This window comes from Herbaspirillum sp. NPDC101397 (assembly GCF_044767325.1).
Classification (GTDB): Bacteria; Pseudomonadota; Gammaproteobacteria; order Burkholderiales; family Burkholderiaceae_D; genus Herbaspirillum.
The window spans coordinates 44,369-67,317 of record NZ_JBIWNS010000011.1; the positions used below are offsets into that span (position 1 = coordinate 44,369).

Annotated in this window: 20 protein-coding genes and 1 riboswitch; of the genes, 7 read left to right on the top strand and 13 right to left on the bottom strand. The window is 61.3% G+C overall.

Annotation, left to right across the window (positions count from 1 at the left end):
* Positions 1-145 precede the first annotated feature (145 nt).
* Positions 146-1,315: a branched-chain amino acid ABC transporter substrate-binding protein gene (locus tag ACIROW_RS22495; RefSeq protein WP_402279045.1), complete on the top strand. Its 1,170-nt coding sequence runs from the start codon at positions 146-148 to the stop codon at positions 1,313-1,315.
* A gap of 24 nt (positions 1,316-1,339) precedes the next feature.
* Here the strand turns inward: ACIROW_RS22495 and ACIROW_RS22500 are convergent, their stop codons facing one another.
* The 6 genes from ACIROW_RS22500 to ACIROW_RS22525 all read right to left on the bottom strand — a co-directional run bounded on the left by ACIROW_RS22500 (position 1,340) and on the right by ACIROW_RS22525 (position 8,203).
* Positions 1,340-1,834, bottom strand: coding sequence for a heme-binding protein (locus tag ACIROW_RS22500; RefSeq protein WP_402279047.1), 495 nt, complete (start codon positions 1,832-1,834; stop codon positions 1,340-1,342).
* A gap of 185 nt (positions 1,835-2,019) precedes the next feature.
* Positions 2,020-3,069: an LLM class flavin-dependent oxidoreductase gene (locus tag ACIROW_RS22505; RefSeq protein WP_402279049.1), complete on the bottom strand. Its 1,050-nt coding sequence runs from the start codon at positions 3,067-3,069 to the stop codon at positions 2,020-2,022.
* Positions 3,066-3,830, bottom strand: coding sequence for an ABC transporter ATP-binding protein (locus ACIROW_RS22510; RefSeq protein WP_402279051.1), 765 nt, complete (start codon positions 3,828-3,830; stop codon positions 3,066-3,068). The genes ACIROW_RS22505 and ACIROW_RS22510 overlap by 4 nt, the downstream gene beginning before the upstream one ends.
* Positions 3,830-4,909 (bottom strand): FecCD family ABC transporter permease, encoded by a 1,080-nt coding sequence (locus tag ACIROW_RS22515; protein ID WP_402279053.1) that lies wholly within the window; start codon positions 4,907-4,909, stop codon positions 3,830-3,832. Before ACIROW_RS22515 ends, ACIROW_RS22510 begins: the two co-directional genes overlap by 1 nt.
* On the bottom strand, positions 4,906-6,030 hold the full coding sequence (locus tag ACIROW_RS22520; protein WP_402279055.1) for an ABC transporter substrate-binding protein: 1,125 nt from the start codon (positions 6,028-6,030) through the stop codon (positions 4,906-4,908). Before ACIROW_RS22520 ends, ACIROW_RS22515 begins: the two co-directional genes overlap by 4 nt.
* Entirely contained in the window at positions 6,020-8,203 is a 2,184-nt protein-coding gene (locus tag ACIROW_RS22525; protein WP_402279057.1) for a TonB-dependent receptor, read from the bottom strand. Before ACIROW_RS22525 ends, ACIROW_RS22520 begins: the two co-directional genes overlap by 11 nt.
* A 251-nt stretch (positions 8,204-8,454) precedes the next feature.
* Positions 8,455-8,706: riboswitch (cobalamin riboswitch) on the bottom strand.
* 143 nt (positions 8,707-8,849) lie between these two features.
* On the opposite strand from ACIROW_RS22525, the gene ACIROW_RS22530 reads away from it, so the two are divergent.
* Positions 8,850-10,073 (top strand): ABC transporter substrate-binding protein, encoded by a 1,224-nt coding sequence (locus tag ACIROW_RS22530; protein WP_402279059.1) that lies wholly within the window; start codon positions 8,850-8,852, stop codon positions 10,071-10,073.
* Between the two features lie 10 nt (positions 10,074-10,083).
* Here the strand turns inward: ACIROW_RS22530 and ACIROW_RS22535 are convergent, their stop codons facing one another.
* Entirely contained in the window at positions 10,084-11,292 is a 1,209-nt protein-coding gene (locus ACIROW_RS22535) for a GGDEF domain-containing protein (RefSeq protein ID WP_402279061.1), read from the bottom strand.
* 383 nt (positions 11,293-11,675) lie between these two features.
* On the opposite strand from ACIROW_RS22535, the gene ACIROW_RS22540 reads away from it, so the two are divergent.
* Positions 11,676-13,373: a methyl-accepting chemotaxis protein gene (locus ACIROW_RS22540; protein WP_402279063.1), complete on the top strand. Its 1,698-nt coding sequence runs from the start codon at positions 11,676-11,678 to the stop codon at positions 13,371-13,373.
* Positions 13,374-13,624: 251 nt separating this feature from the next.
* Positions 13,625-13,825, top strand: coding sequence for a hypothetical protein (locus tag ACIROW_RS22545; RefSeq protein WP_402279064.1), 201 nt, complete (start codon positions 13,625-13,627; stop codon positions 13,823-13,825).
* 120 nt (positions 13,826-13,945) lie between these two features.
* Here the strand turns inward: ACIROW_RS22545 and ACIROW_RS22550 are convergent, their stop codons facing one another.
* Positions 13,946-14,464, bottom strand: coding sequence for a YgjP-like metallopeptidase domain-containing protein (locus ACIROW_RS22550; protein WP_402279066.1), 519 nt, complete (start codon positions 14,462-14,464; stop codon positions 13,946-13,948).
* 100 nt (positions 14,465-14,564) lie between these two features.
* Here ACIROW_RS22550 and ACIROW_RS22555 point away from each other — a divergent pair, with 100 nt between their 5' ends.
* Entirely contained in the window at positions 14,565-14,813 is a 249-nt protein-coding gene (locus ACIROW_RS22555) for a DUF3297 family protein (protein ID WP_053197472.1), read from the top strand.
* A 120-nt stretch (positions 14,814-14,933) separates the two neighbouring features.
* Here the strand turns inward: ACIROW_RS22555 and ACIROW_RS22560 are convergent, their stop codons facing one another.
* From ACIROW_RS22560 to ACIROW_RS22575, 4 genes are all read right to left on the bottom strand, one after another.
* A complete protein-coding gene (locus tag ACIROW_RS22560; protein WP_402279069.1) occupies positions 14,934-16,322 on the bottom strand; it encodes a hypothetical protein in 1,389 nt (462 codons plus the stop codon).
* 263 nt (positions 16,323-16,585) lie between these two features.
* Positions 16,586-17,329 carry an SDR family NAD(P)-dependent oxidoreductase gene (locus ACIROW_RS22565; protein WP_402279071.1) on the bottom strand — a complete coding sequence of 248 codons (744 nt, stop codon included), beginning with the start codon at positions 17,327-17,329 and terminating at the stop codon, positions 16,586-16,588.
* Positions 17,330-17,532: 203 nt separating this feature from the next.
* On the bottom strand, positions 17,533-18,546 hold the full coding sequence (locus ACIROW_RS22570; protein ID WP_402279073.1) for a TRAP transporter substrate-binding protein: 1,014 nt from the start codon (positions 18,544-18,546) through the stop codon (positions 17,533-17,535).
* A gap of 27 nt (positions 18,547-18,573) precedes the next feature.
* Positions 18,574-19,422 carry an alpha/beta fold hydrolase gene (locus tag ACIROW_RS22575; RefSeq protein WP_402279075.1) on the bottom strand — a complete coding sequence of 283 codons (849 nt, stop codon included), beginning with the start codon at positions 19,420-19,422 and terminating at the stop codon, positions 18,574-18,576.
* Between the two features lie 223 nt (positions 19,423-19,645).
* Between ACIROW_RS22575 and ACIROW_RS22580 the strand changes: the two genes are divergently transcribed.
* Complete coding sequence (locus ACIROW_RS22580) at positions 19,646-20,572, top strand: LysR family transcriptional regulator (protein ID WP_402279077.1); 927 nt, start codon at positions 19,646-19,648, stop codon at positions 20,570-20,572.
* A 31-nt stretch (positions 20,573-20,603) separates the two neighbouring features.
* On the opposite strand, the gene ACIROW_RS22585 is transcribed toward ACIROW_RS22580, so the two are convergent.
* The gene (locus ACIROW_RS22585; protein WP_402279079.1) at positions 20,604-21,518 is read right to left on the bottom strand and encodes a LysR family transcriptional regulator; all 915 of its coding nucleotides are present in this window, start codon (positions 21,516-21,518) and stop codon (positions 20,604-20,606) included.
* A 213-nt stretch (positions 21,519-21,731) separates the two neighbouring features.
* On the opposite strand from ACIROW_RS22585, the gene ACIROW_RS22590 reads away from it, so the two are divergent.
* Positions 21,732-22,934: a pyridoxal phosphate-dependent aminotransferase gene (locus ACIROW_RS22590; protein ID WP_402279081.1), complete on the top strand. Its 1,203-nt coding sequence runs from the start codon at positions 21,732-21,734 to the stop codon at positions 22,932-22,934.
* The last annotated feature ends 15 nt before the right edge of the window (positions 22,935-22,949 follow it).

The window sequence follows — 22,949 nt, forward strand, 5'->3', positions numbered from 1 at the left end:
ATTTTCGGCAACATCCGCCGTGAGATGGAAATCGCCCGGTTTTATCCTTCATTTTCTCCATATGGCGCCCCCGGGCGCAGTGATATAACTATCGCCATCGCGCACCTATAACTACATCAGCGCGATGTCGAAAGGACAGGGACATATGGAGAAGCAAGGCAAACGCAGCATGGTGTTGCTGGCCATGGCGGCGCTGCTGGGGTGGCAGTTGCCCGGATTGCAGTCGCCGGCGATGGCTGCCGACAAGAACGTCTCCATCGGATTCGCCGGACCGCTCACCGGTCTGAGCAGCGCCAGCGGCACCAGCATGCTCAATGCAGTCAAGATGGCGGTCGACGAGATCAACGGCGCCGACCTGCGCGTCGGCGGCGACCGTCTGGTGCTCAAGCTGCAGGTGCAGGACGACAAATCCAATCCGCGTATCGCTGAAATCGCGGCGCGCTATTTTGCCAAGAGCGATACCGCCGGCGTGGTCGGTATTTTCAACAGCGCGGTCGCTGTCAGCTCGTCGGTGATCTATCAGAAAGCCGGTATCCCGCATTTCGCCATTTCAGGTACCCGGCGCTTTACCCAGCAGGGCCATGACAGCGCTTTCCGCATCGCCGCCTACGACGAGCAGCGCGCCGCCGTGCTGGCCGCTTACGTCGCGCAGGAACTGCACAAGAGCCGCGTCGCGATCGTGCATGACGACAGCGTGTTCGGGCGCGACTACAAGGAGAAATTCGAAGCTTCCTTCACCAAGCTCGGCGGCAAGATCGTCAGCGTCAATTCGGTCAGCGCCACGACCTACGACTTCAACGACATCCTCAAGGCGATCCGGGTCGGCAAGGCGGACGCGGTGTTCTTTGGCGGACTCGGATCGCAAAGCGCGATGCTGGCGCAAAACATGTACCGGCTGGGCATCGAGGCGCCGCTGGTGACGGCGGCCTCGCTGGTGGGGCCGATGTATTTGCAGACGGCCGGGCCGGGTGCGGAAGGCACGGTGTCAATCATGCCCGGCGCCCATCAACGCAAGTCGAAGCAGTTCGAAGCCTTCGAGAAGAATTACCAGCAACGTTACAACGCCGCGCCCGGCGCGTACTCGGCGGTGGCGTATGACCAGGTGCAGGTGCTGGCGGCCGCGATCGTGCGCGCCGGTTCGGCCAATCCGCGCAAGGTGACCGCGGCCTTGCATGCGATCAAGCACAACGGCCTGACCGGTACGATTTCTTTTGACGCCCACGGCGATCTGCGCGATGTGAATTTCTCTACCTACCAGGTCAGGAATTCGGTGTGGACCATGTACAAGCAGTACCACGTCGGCATGGGTAACTGAGGTTCGCCTGCAAGGTAATAGTCTCTATTGAAGCTTGCCGGCGAATTTCGCCACGGCGGCCATCGCGCAGGCGTCGTCCTTGTCCCCACCCGGAGCGCCTGACACGCCGATTGCGCCGATGATCTGGTTGCCGGCAAGGACCGGCACGCCGCCGCCGAGGATCAGCACATCGGAGACATCCTTGAGATTGGCGCTGACCATGTCGGCAGCAATCAGCCGGGCCGTCTCGGAGGTGCTGCGTTTGAAGGCCACCGCGGTATAGGCCTTGCGGCGGCTTGTGTTCACGGTGCTTGGTCCGGCGCCGTCGTCGCGCAGCACGGCGCGCTCCTGCCCGGCCTTGTCGACCACCGCGACCGTAACCTGGTAACCGTCCTTGCGGCATTGCTCAATAGCGGCAATCGCGATGTCGCGGGCCAGGTCCTGCGAGATCTGTTTTTCGGTCAGGACTTGTGCATGCGCCTGGAGCGATGCACCGGCGGCTTGTGCGGCCAATGCCAGCAGCAGGAAAATTCTCTTCATGTCGGCCTCTGTTCAGTGTGGGCGGAAATAGTAGCGTTCCGCTCCTTCCGGATGGGCGTGCTTCGGCAGAAGCCGGGTTATTTTCGTGGGCCAACGAGAAAAATCAAATAGATGATCAAGAGATGTATAGAACGCATTTCGCCAGCGGTCAATTCGCGCATGTGGCCGACGATGCCGCCGGAAATCTACAGCGCTGACTCCTGATCGCCGTGGACAGAATGATGATGCGCCCGCGCCAGCAGCTCGAATGAGCGCAGGCGATCTTCCAGTGCGTAAGTCCAGGCGGTGATGCCGATCTCGTCGGCGCCGGCGTTGTTGGCCAGCCGATGCAGCTTGCCCATGACCTCGTCGGCGGTCCCGACAAAATTACGTTCGAGTTGCAGCTCGATGCGTTCGCGCTGCTGCGCCGTGTAGGGATAGGCCAGCGCGGTGTCCACCGACTCCAGCGGCTCGCGCACACCGTCGTCGAGACGCGTGCGCCACAAGCCGCGCGAGGCGAACAGGCGGCGCGCTGCTTCATGCGTATCAGCCGCCAGCGCCCAGGCCATCATGGCCGTATAGGGCGCTTCGCATAACGCACCGGGGCGGAACGCGGCGCGGTAGGCGTCGAACGCGGCCTCGGAAATTCCCACGCTTTGTTCTGCCGAATAGTTGAAACACATCGGCAGACCAAGCTGGCCGGCAGAACGCGCACCGTCGATGGAGGTCACCAGCAGCCAAGCTTGCGCGACGCCGGGATTGTGCGGCAGCGTCTTCAATCCGGCCAATTTGTCATCGTCGCCCGGCGTCTGCTTGGACAGCCACGTACACAGCTCACGTATCTTTTGTTCAAACTTCAGGCGGTCGCCGTCGCCTCCGGGATTGAGCGCGCGGAAGGCATTGCCGTCACCGCCCGGCGAACGTCCAAGCCCGAGATCGATGCGTCCGGGCGCGAGCGCCTCCAGCACATTGAACTGTTCCGCCACCTTGAACGGCGCATAGAACGGCAACAGGACGCCGGCGGCGCCGATCCGGATGCGCGAGGTCAGCGCGGTGAGCGCACCGAGCAGAACCTCCGGCGCGCTGCCGACGATGGCGGGATTGCTGTGATGCTCCGACACCCAGAAGCGGTGATAGCCGATCCGTTCGCAGTGCTGCGCCAGCTGCAAGGTATCGCGCAGCGCGTCGGCGTGCGTCGTGCCGGCGGAATAAGCCGACTGGTCGAAGGCGATCAGGAGTTTGCGCGCAGCGGTCATGGCGTGCGCAGGGGAATCACATAAGGAATATCGCCGTCGCTGCCGATGCGCGCGCTGACGCCGTAGACCGCCTCGATGTGCTGCGGCGTGAGCACCTCGCGCCAATGTCCCTGCGCCACCACACGGCCTTCCCTCAGCATCACCAGGCGATCGGCGAAACGCGCCGCCAGCGCCAGGTCGTGGATGGCGATCAGCACGCCGCTGCCTTGCGCGTCGGCGATTTCGCGCGCGGCGGTCATGGCTTCCAGCTGATGATGCAAGTCGAGATCGCTGGTCGGCTCATCCAGCAACAGCAAACGCCCCTGCTGCACCAGCGCACGCGCCAGCAGCACGCGTTGCCGTTCGCCGCCGCTGAGTTCGTCGCAGGGGCGCAGCGCCAGCGTCTGCAGTTTGAGGCGCTCGATGGCGTCGAGCACGATGCGGCGATCACGATCGCCGCTGTTCCAGGTGCGGTGCGGCGCGCGGCCCAGCGCAATCATGTCGGCCACGCGCAGCGACATGGCCGGACCGGTATGCTGCGGCACATACGCAATGGCGCGCGCCAGGTTGCGGCGCGACATGTCCTGCAGATTGTCGCCGGCCAGCGTCATGCCGGCGTGCTGCGACGGCATGATGCGGTTGATGCATTTGAGCAGCGTGCTTTTGCCGGCGCCGTTGGGGCCGACCAGGCAGACGATTTCTCCCGCGCCGACTTGCAGGTCGATGTTGTCGAGGATCAGGCGCTTGCCATGACGGTAATGCAATCCGGAGATGTCGAGCATCACAGGCCCGCCTTGTGCCGGCTCGACAGCAACAGATGCAGGAACAGCGGCACGCCGACGTAGGCGACGACGATGCCGACCGGGATGATCACCGGCGCGAACAACAGGCGTCCGGCCATGTCCGACAACAGCACCAGCAACGCGCCGACGATGGCCGAGAAGGGTAACAACCAGCGATGGTCGCCGCCGATCAGCAGGCGCGCGATATGCGGCGCCACCAGCCCGACGAAACCGATCACGCCGGTGAAGCTGACCACCGCAGCGGTGATCATTACCGCCACCACGGTCACCACGGTGCGCACGCGGCCGACCGCAAAGCCCAGCGAGGCGGCAATGTCGTCGCCGCCGGCGGCGAACGCATTGAGCGCCCAGGCATGCCATTGCAGCAGTGGCGCACCAAGCAGCAAGACGCCGCCGGCCACCGCGACTTCATTCCAGGTGCTGCCGTTGAGCGAGCCGAAGGTCCATTGCACGATGGCCGCGAGTTGCTGTTCGGTGGCGACGAACTGCACGCTGGCGGTCAACGCGCTGAACAAATAGGTCAGGCCGACGCCGCCCAGCACCAGCATGGTGGCGCTGACGCCGCGCAGCGCCGAGAAGGCCAACACCAACGTCGCGCACAATACCGCGCTGGCGAAGGCGGCCGCGACGGTCATATACAGGCCGCTCCAGGCGCCCGCGATGCCCGTCGCACCTGACAAGATCGCCAGCGATGCCCCGAACGCCGCCGCCGGCGAAATACCGACCGTGTAGGGACTCACCAGTGGATTGCGCGTGATGCCTTGCATGGCCACGCCTGCCAGCGCCAGGCCGGCGCCGGCCACCACCGCCATGACGACGCGCGGCAGCCGCAGCTGTTGCAGCAGCGAGATTTGCCACGCCGGAATGTCGCTCAGCCACGCCGCCGGCAGTAGCGGCGCGAACAGAGCGCGGAGGCTGGTCGCCATGCCGAATTTTTGCGCGCCCAGCGATCCGGCCAGCGCCATCGCGGCGATCAGCAGAGCGACGCCGGCGACCATCGCCAGCGCATTGCGACGCTGATGACGCTGCAACGCTTGCATGAGAAGAGTCTTGTTCATTTGCGCAGCTCCGCCAGCGATGCGGTGTAACCACCCGGCGCCGGCACCTGTTGAAAATCCTCCAGCCAGGTGCGCATGACCTGGTCGGGATCAATGTCTTTGAAGCGATCCGGATACAGCCATTTGGCGATCTGTAATGCACCGATGATCTTGGAACAACCGCCTGCCAGGTAATAGCTGATGTGATACACCTGCACAGGGAGATTGCGCACCGCCGGAATGCGATCGAAGCCGGGGCGCGCGGCGACCGCTTCCAGTACTTGCAGCGAGAACGCACGGCTATGCGGTTCGTACTGGCCTGGTTCAAGTTTGACGATGACGTCGGGCATGCGCGCGACGACTTCTTCCGGATCGACGCTGAAGCCCTGCACACTGCCGCGCGCCGACGGCTGGCTGAGGACGCTGACGTCGCGGAACACATTGACGCCGCCGCCGACCTCGACCATGTCGTGCCAGCCGGAGCCCTTCAACAGGGTCTTGTAGGCGCCGACTTCTTCAATGTAGACGCGCTTGCGCTGCGCCATCGGCAGGTTCTGCAAGCGCTGCGCCAGCAGGTCGCGGTAGCGGCGATAGAAAGCGTTGAGTTTGGTGGCGCGTTGCGGTTGCTCGAACAGTCGGCCGAACAGCGTGACGTTTTCTTCATGCTTGAGCACGTCCCAGGCAGTGACCACTACCACCGGGATGCCGAAGCGGCCGAGCACGGTGACCGCCTTTTGCCAGTCGCTGTTGCGCGGGAAGAAAACCGCATCCGGCTGCATCGCGACGATGGCTTCGTAATTGGGACTCGACTGCCCCTGTCCTGCCAGCATGGCCGGCGTCACCGTCGGCCAGTAGCTATGGCTGCGCGCGGAGTCGATGTCGACGCCCACCACCGGCTGCATGCCGGCCACGGCGCGCACGAATTCGGTGGTGTAGCGGTTGAAGACGACCACGCGTTTCAGCGGCGTCTTCAGGGTGAGTTCACGACCGACGTCGTCCTTGAACGTCAGGCTGTGAAGGGTGTCTGCGGCATGGACCGAGGGCGCCCGCACCAGCAACGGCAGCCCCAGCGACAGCAGCAACAGCCGTCGTCGTTGGGGCTGCTGCTGTTGCTGCAGCGGAATGATCCGGTCAAAACGCATAGTTGCCGGTGACCGTGTAGGTGCGCGGTGCGCCCAGGATCCATTGCGTCGCCGTGCCGGCGTAGGTCGATGCGGCGTAGACCTTGTCGGTGAGGTTGTCGATGCGCAAATCGAACTTCAGCTTCGGAGTCGCCTTCCACGCCACGCCGGCGTCGAGCACGGTGTACGCCGGCAGGCGCGACTGGTCGGTGTTGTCCGAGTAGCGATCGCTGACGTAATGGGCGCCGGTGCGGGCTTCCACTTGCGGCGTGGCGTTCCACAGCACGAACAGGTTGCCGGTGCGTTTCGGCACGAACTGCGGACGGTAACCGGCCAGCGAGGTCGCCTTGCCGCCGACCGTGGCGACGAAGTTATCGAAGCGCGCCTGCAGCACCGAGGCATTGGCCTCGACGCGCCAGTCGTCGTTGAGCTTGAAGGTCAGCGAGCCTTCCAGGCCGCGCGACGATTGCTGGCCGACGGTGTCGGAGAGGGCGGTGTTGTTGATGTTCGGCGCCAGCAGGTTGTTCTTGATGATGCGATAAGCCGCCAGCGTCCATTCCACGCGGCCGTTCCACAAGGCTTGCTTGACGCCGACTTCGGCCTGCTTGCCCTTGGACACGCCGTACTGCATCTGCGATGCGCTGATGCTGGCCAGCGAGGTGACCGGATCGGATGCCACCGCGTATTGTGCGTACAGCGAGGTGTCGGTCACCGGTGTGAAGACCACGCCGGTATTCCATGACACCGCATTCTGGTTGCCGTTGGCGGTCAGGCGCGTGATGAAGTCATCGCGCTTGGTCTGGTAGTTGTCGCCGCGCAGCCCGCCGGTGATGGCCCATTGCTTGTTCAGCTGATAGCGGTCTTGCAGGAACAATCCGGCCTGGTCGACGGTAACGCGATACAAGGCGCGGATGGCCGGCGAGTTGCCCTGTGCGAACGTGCCCGGATTGAAGTTGAGCGCATTGACGGTGGTGCTGCCGGCGAAGTTGCCCGCGGCGTTGGTGTTGTCGTTGCGGTCGTAGAGTGAGCGGTTGAGGTCAAAGCCGACCACCAGCTGGTTCTTGTTGCCGAACAGCTCGCTGTCGATGGTGGCGTAGCCGTGATCGCCGTATTGGGTCTGTGCGCCGACGATGTCGCGGTAGTTGGAGCGCGCGACGTTGCCGGTGGCCGGGTTGTACGTGTAGGTATAGGTTTCCTTGTAGCGGCGGTCGTGCTTGATCAGGTAGACGTCGTTGTTGAGCACGACCTTGTCGTTGAGCTCGTAACGCGCGCGCAGATAGGTGCGGTTTTCGGTGAAGCGCACCTGGGCGTCATCGACGTTGTAATTCTTGAAGCGCGTGCCGGGTACGATGGCGCCGTTGACGATGGGCGTGCCTTCGTAGCTGCCCGGATGGATATCGGCGTAGTCGTTGGCCAGCGTCAGAGTCAGGTCGCGCGTGGCTTTCCACAGCAGCGAACCGGACACGGTCAGGCTGTCGCTGCGGCCGCGGTCCATCCAACCGTCCGAATTGACGTGGCTGACGTCGAGGCGATAGGCCAGCGTGTCGCTGAGCGGGCCGGTGCTGTCGAAGGCCTTGCGATAGGTGCCGAAGGAGCCGGCCGAAAACTGCACCTCATTGGACTGCTGTTTCAGATTCAGATCGGGCCGCTTGGGCACGACGTTGACCGCGCCGCCGACGAAGCCCGTGCCGTACAGCACCGAAGCGGGGCCGTTGAGGAACTCCACGCGTTCCACATTCCACGGATCGACCGGGAAGGTCACGACGCCGCCGGCGTTGTACAACTGCAAGCCGTCGTACAGTTGCGAAATCGAATTGGGGCCGTAGAAGCCGCGCGCCGACAGCGAGTTGTTGCCGTTGCCGGAAAACGGCACCGAGGTCACGCCGGGCGAGCGCGTTTCGGCGTCGAGCAGGGTCTGGTAGCCACGGTCGCGGATGGTGTCGCCCATGATGACGGCGACGCTGGCCGGGGTTTCCAGCGGCGTCAGGTTGAGACGGCCGCCGGCGGTCGAGGGCGCCTTCAGGCTGCCGCCGTCCTGGGTCGATACCGTGATCTCGGGTAGCGAGGCCTCGGTCGCTTGTGCGAAGGCGGCGCCGGCGTGGAGGGCGGCAAAGGTACCGAACGCGCCGGCCAGCGCATACGGCAAATGAGACAGGCGCGGTTTGCCCGTGCGCAGCGATGCAGAGTGTTTCATGTGAGCTTCCCTTTGATGACCGCCATATCCGTGGCGCGTGGTGTATGGTGGCGGTCTGTTTTTGTACGGCGCGCATCCCCGCGCGCTGTGATCAAAGGAAACGGGCAAAACGGTGAGTGAGTGAAGTGCGAAGACGGCGGACGCACGAATGCGGCAAGCGACGACAGCTCTCGCAAACGGAGGCGGTCGAGCGGATGACGGATTCGGTATGCAGTGCGCAGTGCTTCGCAGTTCACGACATACCCCGGCCGCTCGCTTCCATCCGTTCTGGCCGGTATCCGGGCTAACAGGGCCGATCGCCTCGCCTTCCCATGCCTGAAATCTGAAGCGGCACAGTGGACTATGGAGGAAACCTGTCGCGCTACATCAATGCGCGACGCCTGTTTTACCGTTGCGGGGACAGCACACGTTTGCCGCTGCAACAAACTAATACACAGCGCGTGTTTCCCGTTTAACTGCGGTCAAGGAATCTGACCGCGAGCACCAAAACTCCGCCATGATACGTGCGCAGATGGCTTCCTGCAATGCGGCCGTCCGGGTCCGCCGTTGCTGACATGCTGAATATTTTCCTTCCTGCAACAAGGACGCGTACAGGTGCAAATTCCCGACGCTCGCTATACTTGTCGTCTTTACCGGGAAGGACACCATGAATTCGCGACTCCGCTTTACGAACATACTGCAGTTCACCGCCGTTGCGGCGGTGCTGGCCACCGCAGGTTTTTCCGGCAACGCCGCCGCCCAGGCCACCATCAAGATCGGCGAGATCAACAGCTACAAGGCACAGCCGGCTTTCCTCGAGCCGTACCGCCAGGGCTGGGAAATGGCGCTGGAAGAAATCAACGCCGCAGGCGGCGTGCTCGGCAAGAAGCTGGAAGTGATTTCGCGCGACGACAACGGCAATCCGGGCGACTCGGTGCGTGTGGCCGAAGAGCTGGTCAAGCGCGAACAGGTGTCGCTTCTGTTCGGCGGCTTCCTGTCCAACACCGGTCTGGCGCTGACCGACTACGCCAAGCAGCGCAAGATATTCTTCCTCGCGGCCGAACCGCTGACCGACAAGATCGTCTGGCACAACGGCAACAAGTACACCTATCGTTTGCGTCCTTCGACCTACATGCTGGTGGCGTCGCTGGTCAAGGATGCCGCCAAGCTCAAGAAGAAGCGCTGGGCCATCGTCTATCCGAATTATGAATACGGCCAATCCGCCGTCGCCAGCTTCAAGACGCTGATGAAGGCGACGCAGCCGGACATCGAATTCGTCGCCGAGCAGGCGGCGCCGCTGGGCAAGATCGACGCCGGCGCGGTCACGCAAGCCCTGGCGGACGCCAAGCCGGATGCGATCTTCAACGTGCTGTTCGCGACCGACCTCGGCAAGTTCGTGCGCGAAGGCAATACACGCGGTCTGTTTGAAGGACGCGAAGTGGTGTCGCTGCTGTCGGGCGAGCCGGAATACCTCGACCCGCTGCGCGCGGAAGCGCCCAGCAACTGGCTCGTGACCGGCTACCCGTGGTACGCCATCAATACGCCCGAGCACAAGAAATTCGTCGACGCCTATCGCAAGAAATACAACGACTATCCACGCAACGGTTCGCTGGTCGGTTACAGCGCGCTGATGTCGATTGCGGCCGGGCTGAAGAAAGCCGGCAGCGCCGATTCGGACAAACTGGCGGCAGCGTTTTCAGGTCTGAAGGTGGAGACGCCGGTGGCGACCATCACCTACCGCGCGCAGGATCACCAGTCGACGCTGGGTGCTTTCGTCGGCCGCACCGGCGTCAAGGACGGCAAGGGCATCATGAGCAGCTTCGTGTACGTCGACGGCGCCAGCCTGCAACCATCGGACGCGGAAGTGAAGAAGCTGCGCGCCGCCGATTGATCAGGCAGCGTCAGGCCCGCACCACATTCCTGCCGGCGTTTGCCGGCAGTTTTGTTTCCGGCTGTGTTTCTTCCATCGCCACCCGGTTTCGGCCGCCATTCTTGGCGACGTACAGAGCGCGGTCGGCGCGCGCGTTGAGGCGGTCGGGACTGTCGTCGCGTCGCGCAAAGGCGACCCCGATGCTGATACTGTAGCGGCAGGCGCCGAACTGGCCCGACACGATCTGGGCTTCCGCCTGTGCGCGCAGCGACTCCGCCATGGCAGCGGCATCGGCTGCGCTTGTGGCCGGCAACAGCAAGCCGAACTCTTCTCCGCCCAGTCGCCCCAGCGCATCACCCGGCCGCATGACGCCGCGCGCCATCTGCACGAAGGCGCGCAATACGTCGTCGCCGCCGGCGTGGCCATGGGTGTCGTTGATGCGCTTGAAATGATCCAGATCGATCAGCAGCAGCACCGGCGGCGCTGTCGGCTGTATCGGCTGCCCTTCCGCCAGCAAATCGCGCGCGATGGTTTCGAAGCGTTTGCGCGTGAGCGCACCGGTCAGGTGGTCGTGGTTGAGCGCGTGTTCGACCTTGGCCAGCATGGCGTCATGCACGATCATCACCGCGATCATCGTCAGCGTCGGCATGACTACCGCGCCGACGGTCAGCAAGCTGATGTTCCAGACACTGTTGAGCATGGCCAGCGATTCGTCCGGCGCCAGCGTCAGGAAGTACAGGCCGCGCACCAATTGCGTCGCCGCGAACAGGAAGGCCATCAGCGCCGCGAACCAGAAATTATATGGACTGCGATCGCGCGGGCGATGGCGCAGCAGGATCACGCCGACGGCAGTACAGATGATGGCGTTGAAGCTGGTGGAGGCGGCAACGCGCAGCGGCAGGTTGGCGTCGACGTAGCGCCACACGACCATGGCGACGCCGACCAGCGCCACGCCGGCCAGCATCTGCTTCCACCGCGTCGGGCGGCCGAGAAAACGCGCGCAGCCGGCGTAATAGAAGGCGCCCGCCAGCGACACGATGACGTTGGCAACGACGATGGAAATGGCATCGGGAATTGTATTGCGCAAGGCCAGCAACGGAAGCGACACCACCATTGCCAGGTTGGCGAAAAACCATTCGCGCACACCCGCCACCGGTGAACGCAGCAGGGATCCCAGCACCAGCAGCATCGCCACGCTGAACAGGGCGGTCGTGGTGAGAATCGAGACAACGGTCAGCATGGCGCGCAATGAAATCAAACAGGAACGTATTGTAATGCGCAAGGCCCGGCCGGCGGCGGTCGATGATTTCTTTGCATAAAGTGTCGGCAGAGCAGCGCGCGCAGGCATTCATTGCTCTTTCTTGTATTTTTGTAAAAAGATTTCTGACCATTTCTGCCAGTTCAACCTCATTTCCACCTGGAAATCCGGCGCTAATCCAGCACTGGAAAGGGTTGTGTATAAAAACTATTGAATTGATGAAAACTATCAATTTTTACTATTCATTGATATTCCCTAAGATTGCGTCAGCTAGCGGTTGTTGTGCACCGCAAGATGCGAACAACCGCCAAAACAAGATAAAAAGCGCCGACTCCGGACGGCGTACAACCTCAGGGAGCATCACCATGAACCAATCGCCACGGCCTGCCATCAGCGTCGCAGCCCGCCTCGGAATCAGCTTCGCCATCGTGTTGGCCATGATGGTGGCGCTCACCGTGCTCAGCATCATGAAGGTCAATGCCATCGAAGGCAGCCTGAGCACCATCAGCGACGACAACAACGTCAAGCAGCGTTACGCGATCAACTTCCGCGGCAGCGTGCACGATCGCGCCATCGCATTGCGCGACCTGACCCTGGTGGGCGACGCCGAAGTCAAGGACGTCACCGGCCTGATCAGCAAACTGGACAACGACTACCAGCAATCGGCGCAACCGCTGGACGCTATCTTCTCCGGTGAAAAAGGCAAGAACATCCGCGCCGAAGAACGCGCCGACCTCGCCGCCATCAAGGCCATCGAAGCGCGCGCCATGCCGCTGGTGCAACGCATAATCGTCGCCCGCACCTCGGGTGATACCGAGGGCGCCCGCCAGATCATGCTGCAGCAAGGCAAGCCGGCTTTCGTCGAATGGCTGGCGTCGATCAACAAGTTCATCGACCTGCAAGAACAGATGACCCAGGCTGAATCGGCCCGTGCACGCAACCTGGCGCACGGCTTCCAGGCGCTGATGCTGGTCCTGCTGGCGATTGCCATGGCCACCGGCGTCGTGCTGGCGACATTGATCACCCGTCACATCCGCCGCGCACTTGGCGCCGAACCGGCGCAAGTCAAGGAACTGGCCTTCGCAGTCGACCGCGGTGAGCTCTACCACGCCATCGAGCAGGACAAGGATCTCGGCAAGGGACGCGACAGCATCATGGCCGCGTTGTCGGAAATGAGCAGCAACCTGCGCCGCACCGTCGCCGAAGTCCGCGACGCCGCCAGCGACGTCACCGAGATCAGCGCCCAGATCGCCGAAGGCAATCGCGACCTCGCAGCACGCACCGAAGACCAGGCCGCTTCGCTGGAAGAAACCGCCTCGGCGATGGAGCAACTGACCTCCACCGTCAAGCAGAACGACGACAACGCCAAGCAAGCCAACCAATTGGCGCGCAATGCTTCCGCAATCGCCATGCAGGGCGGCGCGATCGTGGGCCAGGTGGTGCACACCATGGATTCCATCAATACATCCTCGCGCAAGATCGTCGACATCATCGGCGTGATTGACGGCATCGCGTTCCAGACCAATATCCTGGCGCTGAACGCCGCAGTGGAAGCCGCACGTGCCGGTGAACAAGGCCGCGGCTTCGCCGTGGTCGCCACCGAAGTGCGCAGCCTGGCGCAACGCAGCTCGGCCGCCGCCAAGGAAATCAAGTCGCTCATCGATGACTCGGTTGAGAAGGTCGACACCGGCGCCAAGCTGGTCGGCCAGGCCGGCGAAACCATGGAGCAGATCGTCGCCAGCGTGAAGCACGTCACCGACGTGGTCGGCGAAATCTCCGCCGCCAGCCACGAGCAAAGCATCGGCATCGAAGAAGTGCACCGCGCCATCGCGCTGATGGACCAGGTCACGCAGCAGAACGCCGCCCTGGTGGAACAAGCCAGCGCCGCCGTCAGCACATTGCAGGACCAGGCCGGCAGGCTGAACCAGGCAGTCGGCGTGTTCAGCCTGGAAGATCCGGCGCTGTCCGGCTCCGCCCGCATCGTGCCGCTGCGTCCGCTGGGCGTCGACGCCAACGTGGTCAACCCGGCTTTGCAGATCAGGGATGAACGCCGCAGCGCCTGATGCTTCAGGCAGATCGCAAGGAAAAAAGCCCGCGCATGCGGGCTTTTTTTTGGGGGGCTGACGCTCGGCCCCCAGTCGCCTGGGGCAAGGTGAGCATGGTTGCGCGCCACCGGCTGCCGCGTTCTCATGGAGGCAACATCATTGCCCTTCGGAAATCAGGATTTGACTGATATGCCGACTACATTCTGATGAGTATGATTGATTCAAATGCAGCGTTTCCTACCGCAACATTCGACCGAAAGGATTCAATCATGGGCTCCAGCATCAGCTTGACCAGCATCGGAATCATTCTTCTCGACGTGCTCCTCGTGTGGGCCTGTTTTTCGGTCGACAAGCATCTGAAATTCCTCGACGCCGAAGATCAGCGGGCCGAGGAAGAAGACGACCATCGCCTGCGCCTGATTCCCATTTTCAAGGACGTGTCGCAGCATGGTCGCGACGCCCATATTTAGAGCGCGTCGCTCACTGACTCAGATACCGTATCTCCTCGCAGCCCGACACGGCTGCCTCGCCCGCAACCGGCCCATTCCGGTGGCGGGCTTTTTTATTCGCGCATCTCTGCGTGAGCGTCTTTATTTCTCCGCACCCCACAGGCGTCGTCCGGAATTGTCCAGCTCCGTGAGGTACAGGCGCATGTCGAATTCGTATTGATGGTAGTTGGGCTCCATGTACGAACAGAGTTTGTAGAACGCCTTGTCGTGTTCTTTCTCTTTTATATGCGCCAGCTCGTGGACGGCGATCATGCGCAGGAATTCAATCGGCGCGTCCTTGAACAAGGCGGCGACGCGAATTTCATGTTTGGCCTTCAGCTTTCCACCCTGGATACGTGAAATCGACGTGTGCATTCCCAGCGCGTGATTGATCACGTGAATCTTGCTGTCATACCCGACCTTGTTGATCGGTTCGGCATTGCGCAGGAACTCGGTTTTGAGATCCTGGACATACTGGTAAAGCGACTTGTCGGTGCGCAGATCATGCGCCTTCGGGTAACGCTTCATCAGCACCTCGCGCAGGCGATCCTGCGCCAGCAGTTGCGACACTTGCTCGCGTGTTTGTTCGGAATAAGCGTTCAGGTATTTCAGTGATGACATGAGGAGAAAAATTGAAGGAAAGCAATGCGGCCACTCTGGCGCCACCCGACAAGAAAACAAAAAATTGTTTTGCGCAATCTTATCGTCGATAATTATGGGCATGAACGATACTACACAACGCCCCCCACTCCCTGATCGGCTCTCGATCGATCCGCGTAGCCCTTACTTCAATGCCGCCATCTTCGAACACGAAGTCGGCATCAGGCTCAACGACAAAGAGCGTACCGACGTCGACGAATACTGCATCAGCGAAGGATGGATCAAGGTCCCCGCCGGCAAAGCGCTCGATCGCAAAGGCAATCCCTTGCTGACGAAGGTCAAAGGCAAGGTCGAAGCTTTCTACAAGTAAAGAGACTTTTTCAATTCATCGTTATTGACGTCCTCACCAGCGTGCAAGGGCACGTGCACTTCGGTTTTCCCGAAAGTGCATGTGCCCTTTTTGCTGTGGCTCCGCAAGAGCGCGGGTAACTCAGAACTTGGTGGCGATGCCCAGTCCCCACTTGCGCTCGGCGTCGCCCGTGTCCGGCAGCAGGCCGTTCGAATAATCGAGGCTCAGACCCACGTTCTGGTTGAAGTTGTAGGTCAGCGCGCCCTTCCAGTAATGGATGCTGCGCGAACCCTGCAAGGCCTTGAGGCCGGTATAGGTGGTGGTGAAGTCGAATGGCAGCTTCGGATTGGTCGAGGCCAGCGTGAAGCCCGCCTGTGCGCCCAGGCGGATGAAGTCCTGGTGCTGTTCGTAGACCGCCGCTTCGCCGCGGTCGAGATACGTACCGTTGCGGCTCTGGCCGATCAGGATGGGCTTGAAGGCGAGGCCGTTGTTCCAGCGGATGAAATCGTTGAGGATGCCGGGGCGCACCATCGTGTAGGTAAAGTTGATGGTCAGCAGGCGGCTGCCATCGGAACTGTTGACGAGGTAGTCCGGCCGCGCCGTCAGGTCTTCGGTATTGGCCGACCCCGGATGGGCGAAGTGGAATGACGAGAGCACGCCGGCCTGGCCGGTACGGGTGGTGTCCACCGTGATGGCGCCGCCGTTGTAGTTGGTGATGCGGTTCTGCTTGAAGCCGACGTAAGGCACCGCCTCGTAAGTGCTGCCGTTGCCGTCCATGGGACGCTTGTCGAAGGAATACCCGGTGAACACCACGATGTCGTTGGTGCGCGATTGCGCCACGTCGTCATTGGCCAGCGTCAGGTGGGCGCGGTCGACCGATGCATACGCAGCCTGGTTGCTGCGATCGATGGACAGCTGATCGGGGTTGCCGCGAACGCGCACCGGATCCATCCAGCTTGGTTCATGCGACGTCGGCGTTGCCGGCGCTGCGGTACCGGCGGATACGGATGCGGGAGCGGCTGCAGGAGCCGCTGCGGCCGCCCCGGCAGCCGGCGCGGCGGTCATGACGGCGGCCGACGCAGCATGCGGCAGCTTGAGCTGCGCGTCGCTCTGGACGCAGGTCAGGCTGCTTTGATTGTCGGCGTCGAAGAAGGTGTTGGCACCGGCGCCACCGGTCGGCTTGAATTGAGCGTCCTTGCCATCCAGCAGATTCTGCAGGTCGTCAGCAATGTGGTCGGCGTTGCAACTGTCGCCTTTGCATGCGCCGCCCGACGGTTTTTCGGCGGCGCGTTTCTTGAGCAGCCATGACGCCAGCGCCCGGTAGGACGACAGCGGCGCCGGATGTTCACCCACCGCCAGGTAGGCGGTGCTCACCGGATAAGCGGCCAGCAGGCGCGCCGCCAGCTTTTCCTTGTCCACCTTCAGATCGGCGGCGCAGAGCGCCGCGGCGTCGGCTGCCTGAGCCAGGGGCGCAGCGCCGGAAGCGGACAGCAGCAGGAGCGCCGCCAGCGATTGCATTCGTCTTCGCATTGATAACCTTGTCGTCTTTGAAATAGTGGCATTGACCGATCTTCCGGCCAAAAGCAGGTATGAACGCGTCACACCGAAGAATGTTCAATGCCAATTGAAAATTTATGGGAACGACCAGGTTTGCCTGGCCTGCACGGCGGGCGCGCGGCCGCTCACGTCGCAGCGGCATGAGCAGAAGCAGGGCAGGGGGCAGGGGTGGTGGGCAGGCGGACAAAGACAGTCTCTGACGAATCGTGACTGATCCAGCCCTGAGCCCATTGCGCTCACGTCAAATTCAGGCCGCCATCTGCAAGCAATATCTCGCCGGTAAGGTAATCGCTCTCCACCAGCATCATCACCAACTGGGCGATGTCTTCCGGAGCGGCAGCTCTGCGCATGGGCGAGCGGGTGCGCCACAGCTCTTGCGCGGCAACCCATTCGGCGGTGAGCGGCGTATCCACCAATCCGGGAGCAATCGCATTGACCCGGATGTCCGGCGCGAGGGAGAGGGCCAGCAATTTCGTGACGTGATTCAGCGCCGCTTTGGTCGCCGCATAGGGAATCGATGCACCTTTTGGTCGAACGCCGGCATGCGAACTGATATTGACAACGCAAGCGGGGCGGCCTGAAGTTGCGGCATTGCGGAGCGCCGTTTCCGCCAGCGCGGTCAGGTGGAACGGCGCGATCAGGTTCACTTCATTCAATTCGCGCCAGATGGCTGAGTTGGCTGCCATGAGATCATCGTGAGGGACGACGCGGCTGATGCCTGCGTTGTTGACCAGGACGTCGAGACGCCCCCAGCGGGCAACAGCTTCGGCGACGAGTCGTTCCCGGTCGGAGTCGACCGAGAGATCCGCCTGGACGTAGAAGGCGGCAGGCAATTCCCCCGCAATTTTCCTTCCCGCGTCAGATGATGCCCTCGAGTGAATCACGACGGCAAAGCCGTTCTGAGAAAACTTCCTGGCGATGGCGGCCCCAATGCCCGAGGTTGATCCGGTGACCAGCGCGACAGGCAAATTGGTTTTCATGGCGGTTGAGGAAAGGATTGATAACGGAACACAGGATAGCAAGTTCCGGTGTCTTCGCGGCGCAAGCAAGTGGCAGTGTGCCGGGAAAAAAAGGCACATCGCAAGCGACATGCCTGGTCAACGCCGCGGCGCTGTCGTGATTGATCGCAGCTGGCCACCGGGCGCGATGCGGAGGATGGCGCCGGCATCGAAGAGATCCGCAGTCAGGCCAGCTTTCCCGTGGTGGCTTCCAGCAGGGACCATGCTTCGTCGCCCATGCGGCGTTTCCATTCGCCGTAAAAACCGGCGTGACGCAATTTTTCCTGGAACGGCGCCCGGTCGACCTTCGCGAACTGGACCCCTTTGGTCGCCAGGTTGCCGGCGAGTTCGCCATTCAGCTTTTCGACATCGGTGCGCTGTTTCACCGCCGCCTCGTTGAATACCTTGACGACGATATCGCGCGACGATGCCGGTAGCGACTCGAATGACTTCCTGTTGGCGACGGTCCAGAAGCCGTCCCACATGTGGTTGGTGTAAGAGACGTATTTGGAGATCTCATACATTTTGGAGAAGTAGATGGTCGCCAGCGCATTCTCGATACCGTCCGCCATCCGGGTTTGCAGTGCAGAATAAGTCTCGGCCCAAGGAATCGACACCGGCGCGGAGCCAAGCGACTTGAACAACGATGTCCACAAAGGGCTGGGCGGGACGCGGATTTTGAAGGCTCTCAGGTCGTCCGGCGTGCGAATGGGTTTGGACGACGACAGGACCTGGCGGAAGCCGTTGTCCCACATCTTGTCGAACGCAATCAGGTTGGACTTCAGGAAGGCCGCCTGGATGTTTTTCCCCAAAGGACCGTCCATCGCCTGCCATACCTTTGCATAGTCGGAGAACGCGAAGCCGATGCCGTTGATGGCAGCCACCGGAACCAGCGATCCCAGGATCAGCCCCGACTGGACGAAAATGTCGATCGCGCCGGCCCGCACCTGCGACAACATGTCCGCATCCGTGCCGAGCTGGCTGGACGGAAAAATGCCGATCTCGACCTGGCCGTTGGTCAGCTCCCTGATCCTGGCGCTCGCCTCCGTCAGCCGTATATTGAGCGGGTGATCGGCCGGCATGATGTTGGCGCATTTCATCTTGAATTGCGCCTGCCCCCAGACCAGCGAAGGGAAGGCGATTGAAGCGCCGGCGGCGGCTGCGCCGGTAAGGATGAGCTTGCGTCGGTTGATGTCCATGTCTGTCTCCTCGTTTTCGTTTTGTGCTCAGTTTTCGGCAAAAAAATTCAGGAGCTCGTTGGCAATGAACTCCGGTTGTTCTTCCGTGACCCAATGGCCGGCGTCGGGAATCAATCCGCCCCGCACATCTTCCGCAACGCGTTGCAGGGATTCCAGCGTTTCCATCCCGCGACCGAATCCTCTGGCGCCGCCAAGCGCCAGCACCGGCATCTGCAACTTTCCGTCCTTCTGCAGCATCACCTGGTTGTCTTCGGCATCCTGAGGAAGCGCGCGATAGAAGGAATACATCGCCCGCATCGCGCCCGGTTTGACATAAGTGCGCAGGTATTCCCTGCGGTCCTCTTCGCTGATGCAGTTCGGCCGGTAGCCGTAGTTTTCGAAGAACCAGTTGATGATCAGATGTTCCCGGTCCTGGAACAGTGCTTCCGGAAGATCCGGGGTGCGAAAGAGAGAGTGATGCCAACGTCGGCCGTTCTGCGAAAAGTCGGCGCCGTCGCCGGGAATTGCCACGTCCAGAATCGCCAGCTTCTTCACTGCATCCCGATGCTGCGCCGCCAGCGAAAAAGCGGTCGGTCCACCCCAGTCATGTCCGACCAGATGGAAGGCGTCGATACCCAGTTTCTTCAGCAAGCGCCATACGTCATTCGACACGGTCTTCTTGTCGTAGCCGGCGGCTGGCCGGGACGAGTCGCCCAGGCCTCGCAAATCGGGCGCGATCACGCGATAGTGCTGCGCCAGGTGAGGCATCACATACCGCCATTCGTGGGAGGTCTGCGGAATGCCATGCAGCAAAACGACGGGGAAGCCGCTGCCGGCCATGAGGTAGTGCAGCGTGACCTCGTCGAGGTCGGCAAAATGCTGGGTGATGTTCGTCACATTGTCTCCGGGGCAAAACAAAATAAGGATCTTCAGAGATCGCTGAATAAACATTCGGCGTGCTGTCGATGACAGTTTTTGCGCGGCCTCTGTCTGTGGAAATTTTTCTTCTTGCCGCTTTTTCTTAAAAAGTGATAATCATCATAGTTTGCAAATTTTGCATTTGCTACAGACGAAAACGGAAGATGGTTATGCAAATATGGATAGCCATGGGAGACAAAAAATGAGCAATTTCGATTGGGATGATTTCAGGGTATTTCTTGCCGCAGCGCGCACCCAGTCGGGGCTCGAGGCGTCCCACCTGCTGAAGATGAGTCAGTCGACCGTTTCGCGGCGACTGGGAAAACTGGAAAAGGACGTCGGCGCGAAGCTCTTCGATCGCAGCGCCCAGGGGCTGCGTCTGACCACGGCCGGACATCATCTTTTGGAGCACGCCGAGAAGCTCGAAAGCACGCTGTCCGTGATCGAGTCGCAGGTCTCCCAGGGCGATCGCATGGAGCTGAGCGGAGAGATCAGGATCGGCGCCACGGAAGCCTTCGGCACCTTCTTCCTGATGCCGCACCTCGCCAATTTCTGCCAGCGCCATCAGGCCGTGAACATGGATGTCCTGCCGCTGCCGCGATCGCTGAATATTTCAAAAAGGGAAGTCGATACCTCGGTCGCACTGGATCGTCCCAGGACCAACAGTTTTGTCACCAGGAAGCTGGGCGAGTACCGCCTGCTGCCCTATGCAAGCCGCGAGTACCTGGAGCGCCATCCGCCGATCAGGCGCGTCGAGGATTTTCAGGATCACCGCTGGATCGATTTCGTGGATGACCTTCTGTTCTCGCCGCAACAATTCCATTTGCACAAATGGAGTTCATCGCTGCCGCGTTGCCTGCGCAGCACCAGCGTCGTCGCGCAGGCGCAAGCGGTAAAAGCGGGGCTGGGAATCGCCATCATTCCCTGCTTCCTCGGCAGCGTGACGGACAACCTGGTGCCGATCCTGCCGGACAAGGTCGACATCACCCGCTCGCTGTGGCTGGTCGCGCCGCCCGAGCGCCGTGAACTGGCGCGCATCCGGGCGCTCTGGGACTACGTGCGCGATATTGCCGAGCTCAATGCAGACTATCTCGATGGGAAAACAACGGAGATGACCTGGTTGAAATGACCGGGCCGCACGTGGCCGGTGCAAAAAGATGCTATCGGACAGAGAAATAGTTCGGCAATACGCGATTGAAATCGCAAGTGTCGACTGCAACGGAAATCACAAATCGCAGAAAGTCGTCCGCGTCGACTTTCTGGTTCACGATCACATAGGGAATGCGCGGAATTGCCGGCGTTGTATGGATGACGCTCAGTTGCCCGCTGGTGATGTTGGCTTCGAAAATTTTTCGCGGTAAATAGCTGATGCCCATGCCCGACATGGTTAGTGAAGCCAGCGCCGTAAGGTTGCTGCTTGACAGCGTGCTGTCGATGTTGACGCGATTGTCGGTCAGCCAGCGCTTCATGATCATCCCCAGGCCGGAGGCGTTGAGCTGACCGATGATGGTGTAATTCGTCAGTTCCCTGAGTGGAAGCGGTGCGCTTTCTTTCAAGTACGTCGGATTGCACATCCATGAGTATTCCACCGAATCAAGCGGAACAATGTCGAACTGCGGATCACGAAATGCGTCCGGCACCACGACCATATCAAGCCCTCCCGATTTGAGACTCTCGATCAGATGTGCACTGGTGTCCACCACCGGTTCCAGCGTCACGCCGGGATGGCTGCCCCGGATGCGTTGGATGAGCTGCGGTAGCCAGGTCAGGGCGGTCAGTTCGGTTACCCCCAGGCGCAAGGTTCGTGGTGCGACGGGATGCACCTTGCTCATATCCATGATGCGCGTGCGCAGATCAATCATCTCCTTGGCGTGCGACAGCAACTCTTCGCCGCGTGGGGTGAGCTGCGCGCGACGTCGGCTTCTGTCGAACAGCTCGAAGCCCAATACCGACTCCAATTCCTGCAGACGTTTTGAAATGGCCGATTGCGTCGTGTTCAGGCGCGCAGCAGCCGCTTCCAGTCCGGCCAGTTCTGCCGACCAGTAAAACGCTTCCAGTTGTTTGATGGTGATCATGAGTGTGCTTGCCGGAAATGAGCTTGTGCGCATTTTATATGAATTTAACTCCAGTTATTTTGGAAAATTATTCCCTTGTGGAATGTATTCGTGGTGCTTAAGATCATCGCAAGTATCTTGATTGCAGATCAGGCGCAACGCGCTGGTCTGCACGTCAGTCCCATTTTATTGACGCATCCCGACAACCGTTTTTGTTGACCCTTATCGAACCCCATGACTTTCATCGCCGACCGTTTGAATCTGATTAGCCCGTCCCCCAGCATCATGGCCATGAGCCGCGCCAAGGAATTGATCGCCGCCGGTATCGATGTCTGCAACATGGCCGCCGGAGAGCCGGATTTCGCCACGCCGCCGCACATCATCGAAGCGGCTTACGCAGCAATGCTGGCCGGGCAGACGCGCTATACCGCCGTCGACGGCACCGCTGCGCTGAAGCAGGCGATCTGCGAAAAATTCCAGCAAGAAAACGATCTGGCTTACACCCCCGATCAGATCTCCGTCGGTGCGGGGGCCAAACAGGTGCTGTACAACGCGCTCGCCTGTTCCGTCAACGACGGCGATGAAGTCATCATCCCCGCGCCGTATTGGGTGTCCTATCCCGACATCGTCCGGCTGAACGGCGGCGTGCCGGTGTTCCTGGAAACATCCGCAGAAAACGGTTTCAAGATCACGCCGCTGCAATTGCAGAACGCCATCACGTCGCGCACCAAATGGCTGGTGCTCAACTCGCCGAACAATCCCAGCGGCGCGATCTATTCGTCCGAAGAGTTGGCGGCGTTCGGCAAAGTGCTGGCAGTGCATCCGCAGGTCTACATTCTGACGGACGACATTTACGAACATCTGATCTATGACGGCGCGCGCTATGTTTCCTTTGCGCAGGCCAATCCTGCGCTGGCCGATCGTACGCTCACCGTCAACGGCGTCTCCAAGGCGTTTGCCATGACCGGCTGGCGCATCGGTTACGCCGGCGGCCCGAAGCCCTTGATCAAGGCGATGGAAAAACTGCAATCGCAGACCAGCGGCAATCCTTCTTCGGTCAGCCAGGCAGCCGCCGCAGCGGCACTAAAGGGACCGAAGGATTTCTTCAAGGTATGGTTGGCGGAATTCGAGGCGCGTCGCAATCTGATCGTCTCGCTGCTCGACGGCAAAGCGGGCCTGCAATGTTCGCCGCCGGAAGGCGCGTTCTATGCCTACGTGTCGTGCGCCGCCCATCTCGGCAAGACTACGCCGCAAGGCAAGCGCATCGACAACGATGGCGATTTCGTGATGTATCTGCTCGATGAGCATCGGGTCGCCACCGTGCAGGGCGCCGCGTACGGCGTGTCACCGGCCTTCCGCGTGTCGTTCGCCACCTCCATCGATACCGTGCGTGAAGCTTGCCGTCGCATCGTGGCGGCGTGCGAAGCGCTGCGCTGAGAAGAGAACAGGTAC

Coding starts and splice junctions, on each gene's coding strand:
- ACIROW_RS22545 (WP_402279064.1), top strand. CDS start 13,625: ATGGGCTCCAGCATCAGCTTGACCAGCATCGGAATCATTCTTCTCGAC.
- ACIROW_RS22510 (WP_402279051.1), bottom strand. CDS start 3,830: ATGCTCGACATCTCCGGATTGCATTACCGTCATGGCAAGCGCCTGATC.
- ACIROW_RS22530 (WP_402279059.1), top strand. CDS start 8,850: ATGAATTCGCGACTCCGCTTTACGAACATACTGCAGTTCACCGCCGTT.
- ACIROW_RS22540 (WP_402279063.1), top strand. CDS start 11,676: ATGAACCAATCGCCACGGCCTGCCATCAGCGTCGCAGCCCGCCTCGGA.
- ACIROW_RS22505 (WP_402279049.1), bottom strand. CDS start 3,069: ATGACCGCTGCGCGCAAACTCCTGATCGCCTTCGACCAGTCGGCTTAT.
- ACIROW_RS22590 (WP_402279081.1), top strand. CDS start 21,732: ATGACTTTCATCGCCGACCGTTTGAATCTGATTAGCCCGTCCCCCAGC.
- ACIROW_RS22500 (WP_402279047.1), bottom strand. CDS start 1,834: ATGAAGAGAATTTTCCTGCTGCTGGCATTGGCCGCACAAGCCGCCGGT.
- ACIROW_RS22525 (WP_402279057.1), bottom strand. CDS start 8,203: ATGAAACACTCTGCATCGCTGCGCACGGGCAAACCGCGCCTGTCTCAT.
- ACIROW_RS22495 (WP_402279045.1), top strand. CDS start 146: ATGGAGAAGCAAGGCAAACGCAGCATGGTGTTGCTGGCCATGGCGGCG.
- ACIROW_RS22580 (WP_402279077.1), top strand. CDS start 19,646: ATGAGCAATTTCGATTGGGATGATTTCAGGGTATTTCTTGCCGCAGCG.
- ACIROW_RS22560 (WP_402279069.1), bottom strand. CDS start 16,322: ATGCGAAGACGAATGCAATCGCTGGCGGCGCTCCTGCTGCTGTCCGCT.
- ACIROW_RS22585 (WP_402279079.1), bottom strand. CDS start 21,518: ATGATCACCATCAAACAACTGGAAGCGTTTTACTGGTCGGCAGAACTG.
- ACIROW_RS22555 (WP_053197472.1), top strand. CDS start 14,565: ATGAACGATACTACACAACGCCCCCCACTCCCTGATCGGCTCTCGATC.
- ACIROW_RS22565 (WP_402279071.1), bottom strand. CDS start 17,329: ATGAAAACCAATTTGCCTGTCGCGCTGGTCACCGGATCAACCTCGGGC.
- ACIROW_RS22520 (WP_402279055.1), bottom strand. CDS start 6,030: ATGCGTTTTGACCGGATCATTCCGCTGCAGCAACAGCAGCAGCCCCAA.
- ACIROW_RS22570 (WP_402279073.1), bottom strand. CDS start 18,546: ATGGACATCAACCGACGCAAGCTCATCCTTACCGGCGCAGCCGCCGCC.
- ACIROW_RS22535 (WP_402279061.1), bottom strand. CDS start 11,292: ATGCTGACCGTTGTCTCGATTCTCACCACGACCGCCCTGTTCAGCGTG.
- ACIROW_RS22515 (WP_402279053.1), bottom strand. CDS start 4,909: ATGAACAAGACTCTTCTCATGCAAGCGTTGCAGCGTCATCAGCGTCGC.
- ACIROW_RS22550 (WP_402279066.1), bottom strand. CDS start 14,464: ATGTCATCACTGAAATACCTGAACGCTTATTCCGAACAAACACGCGAG.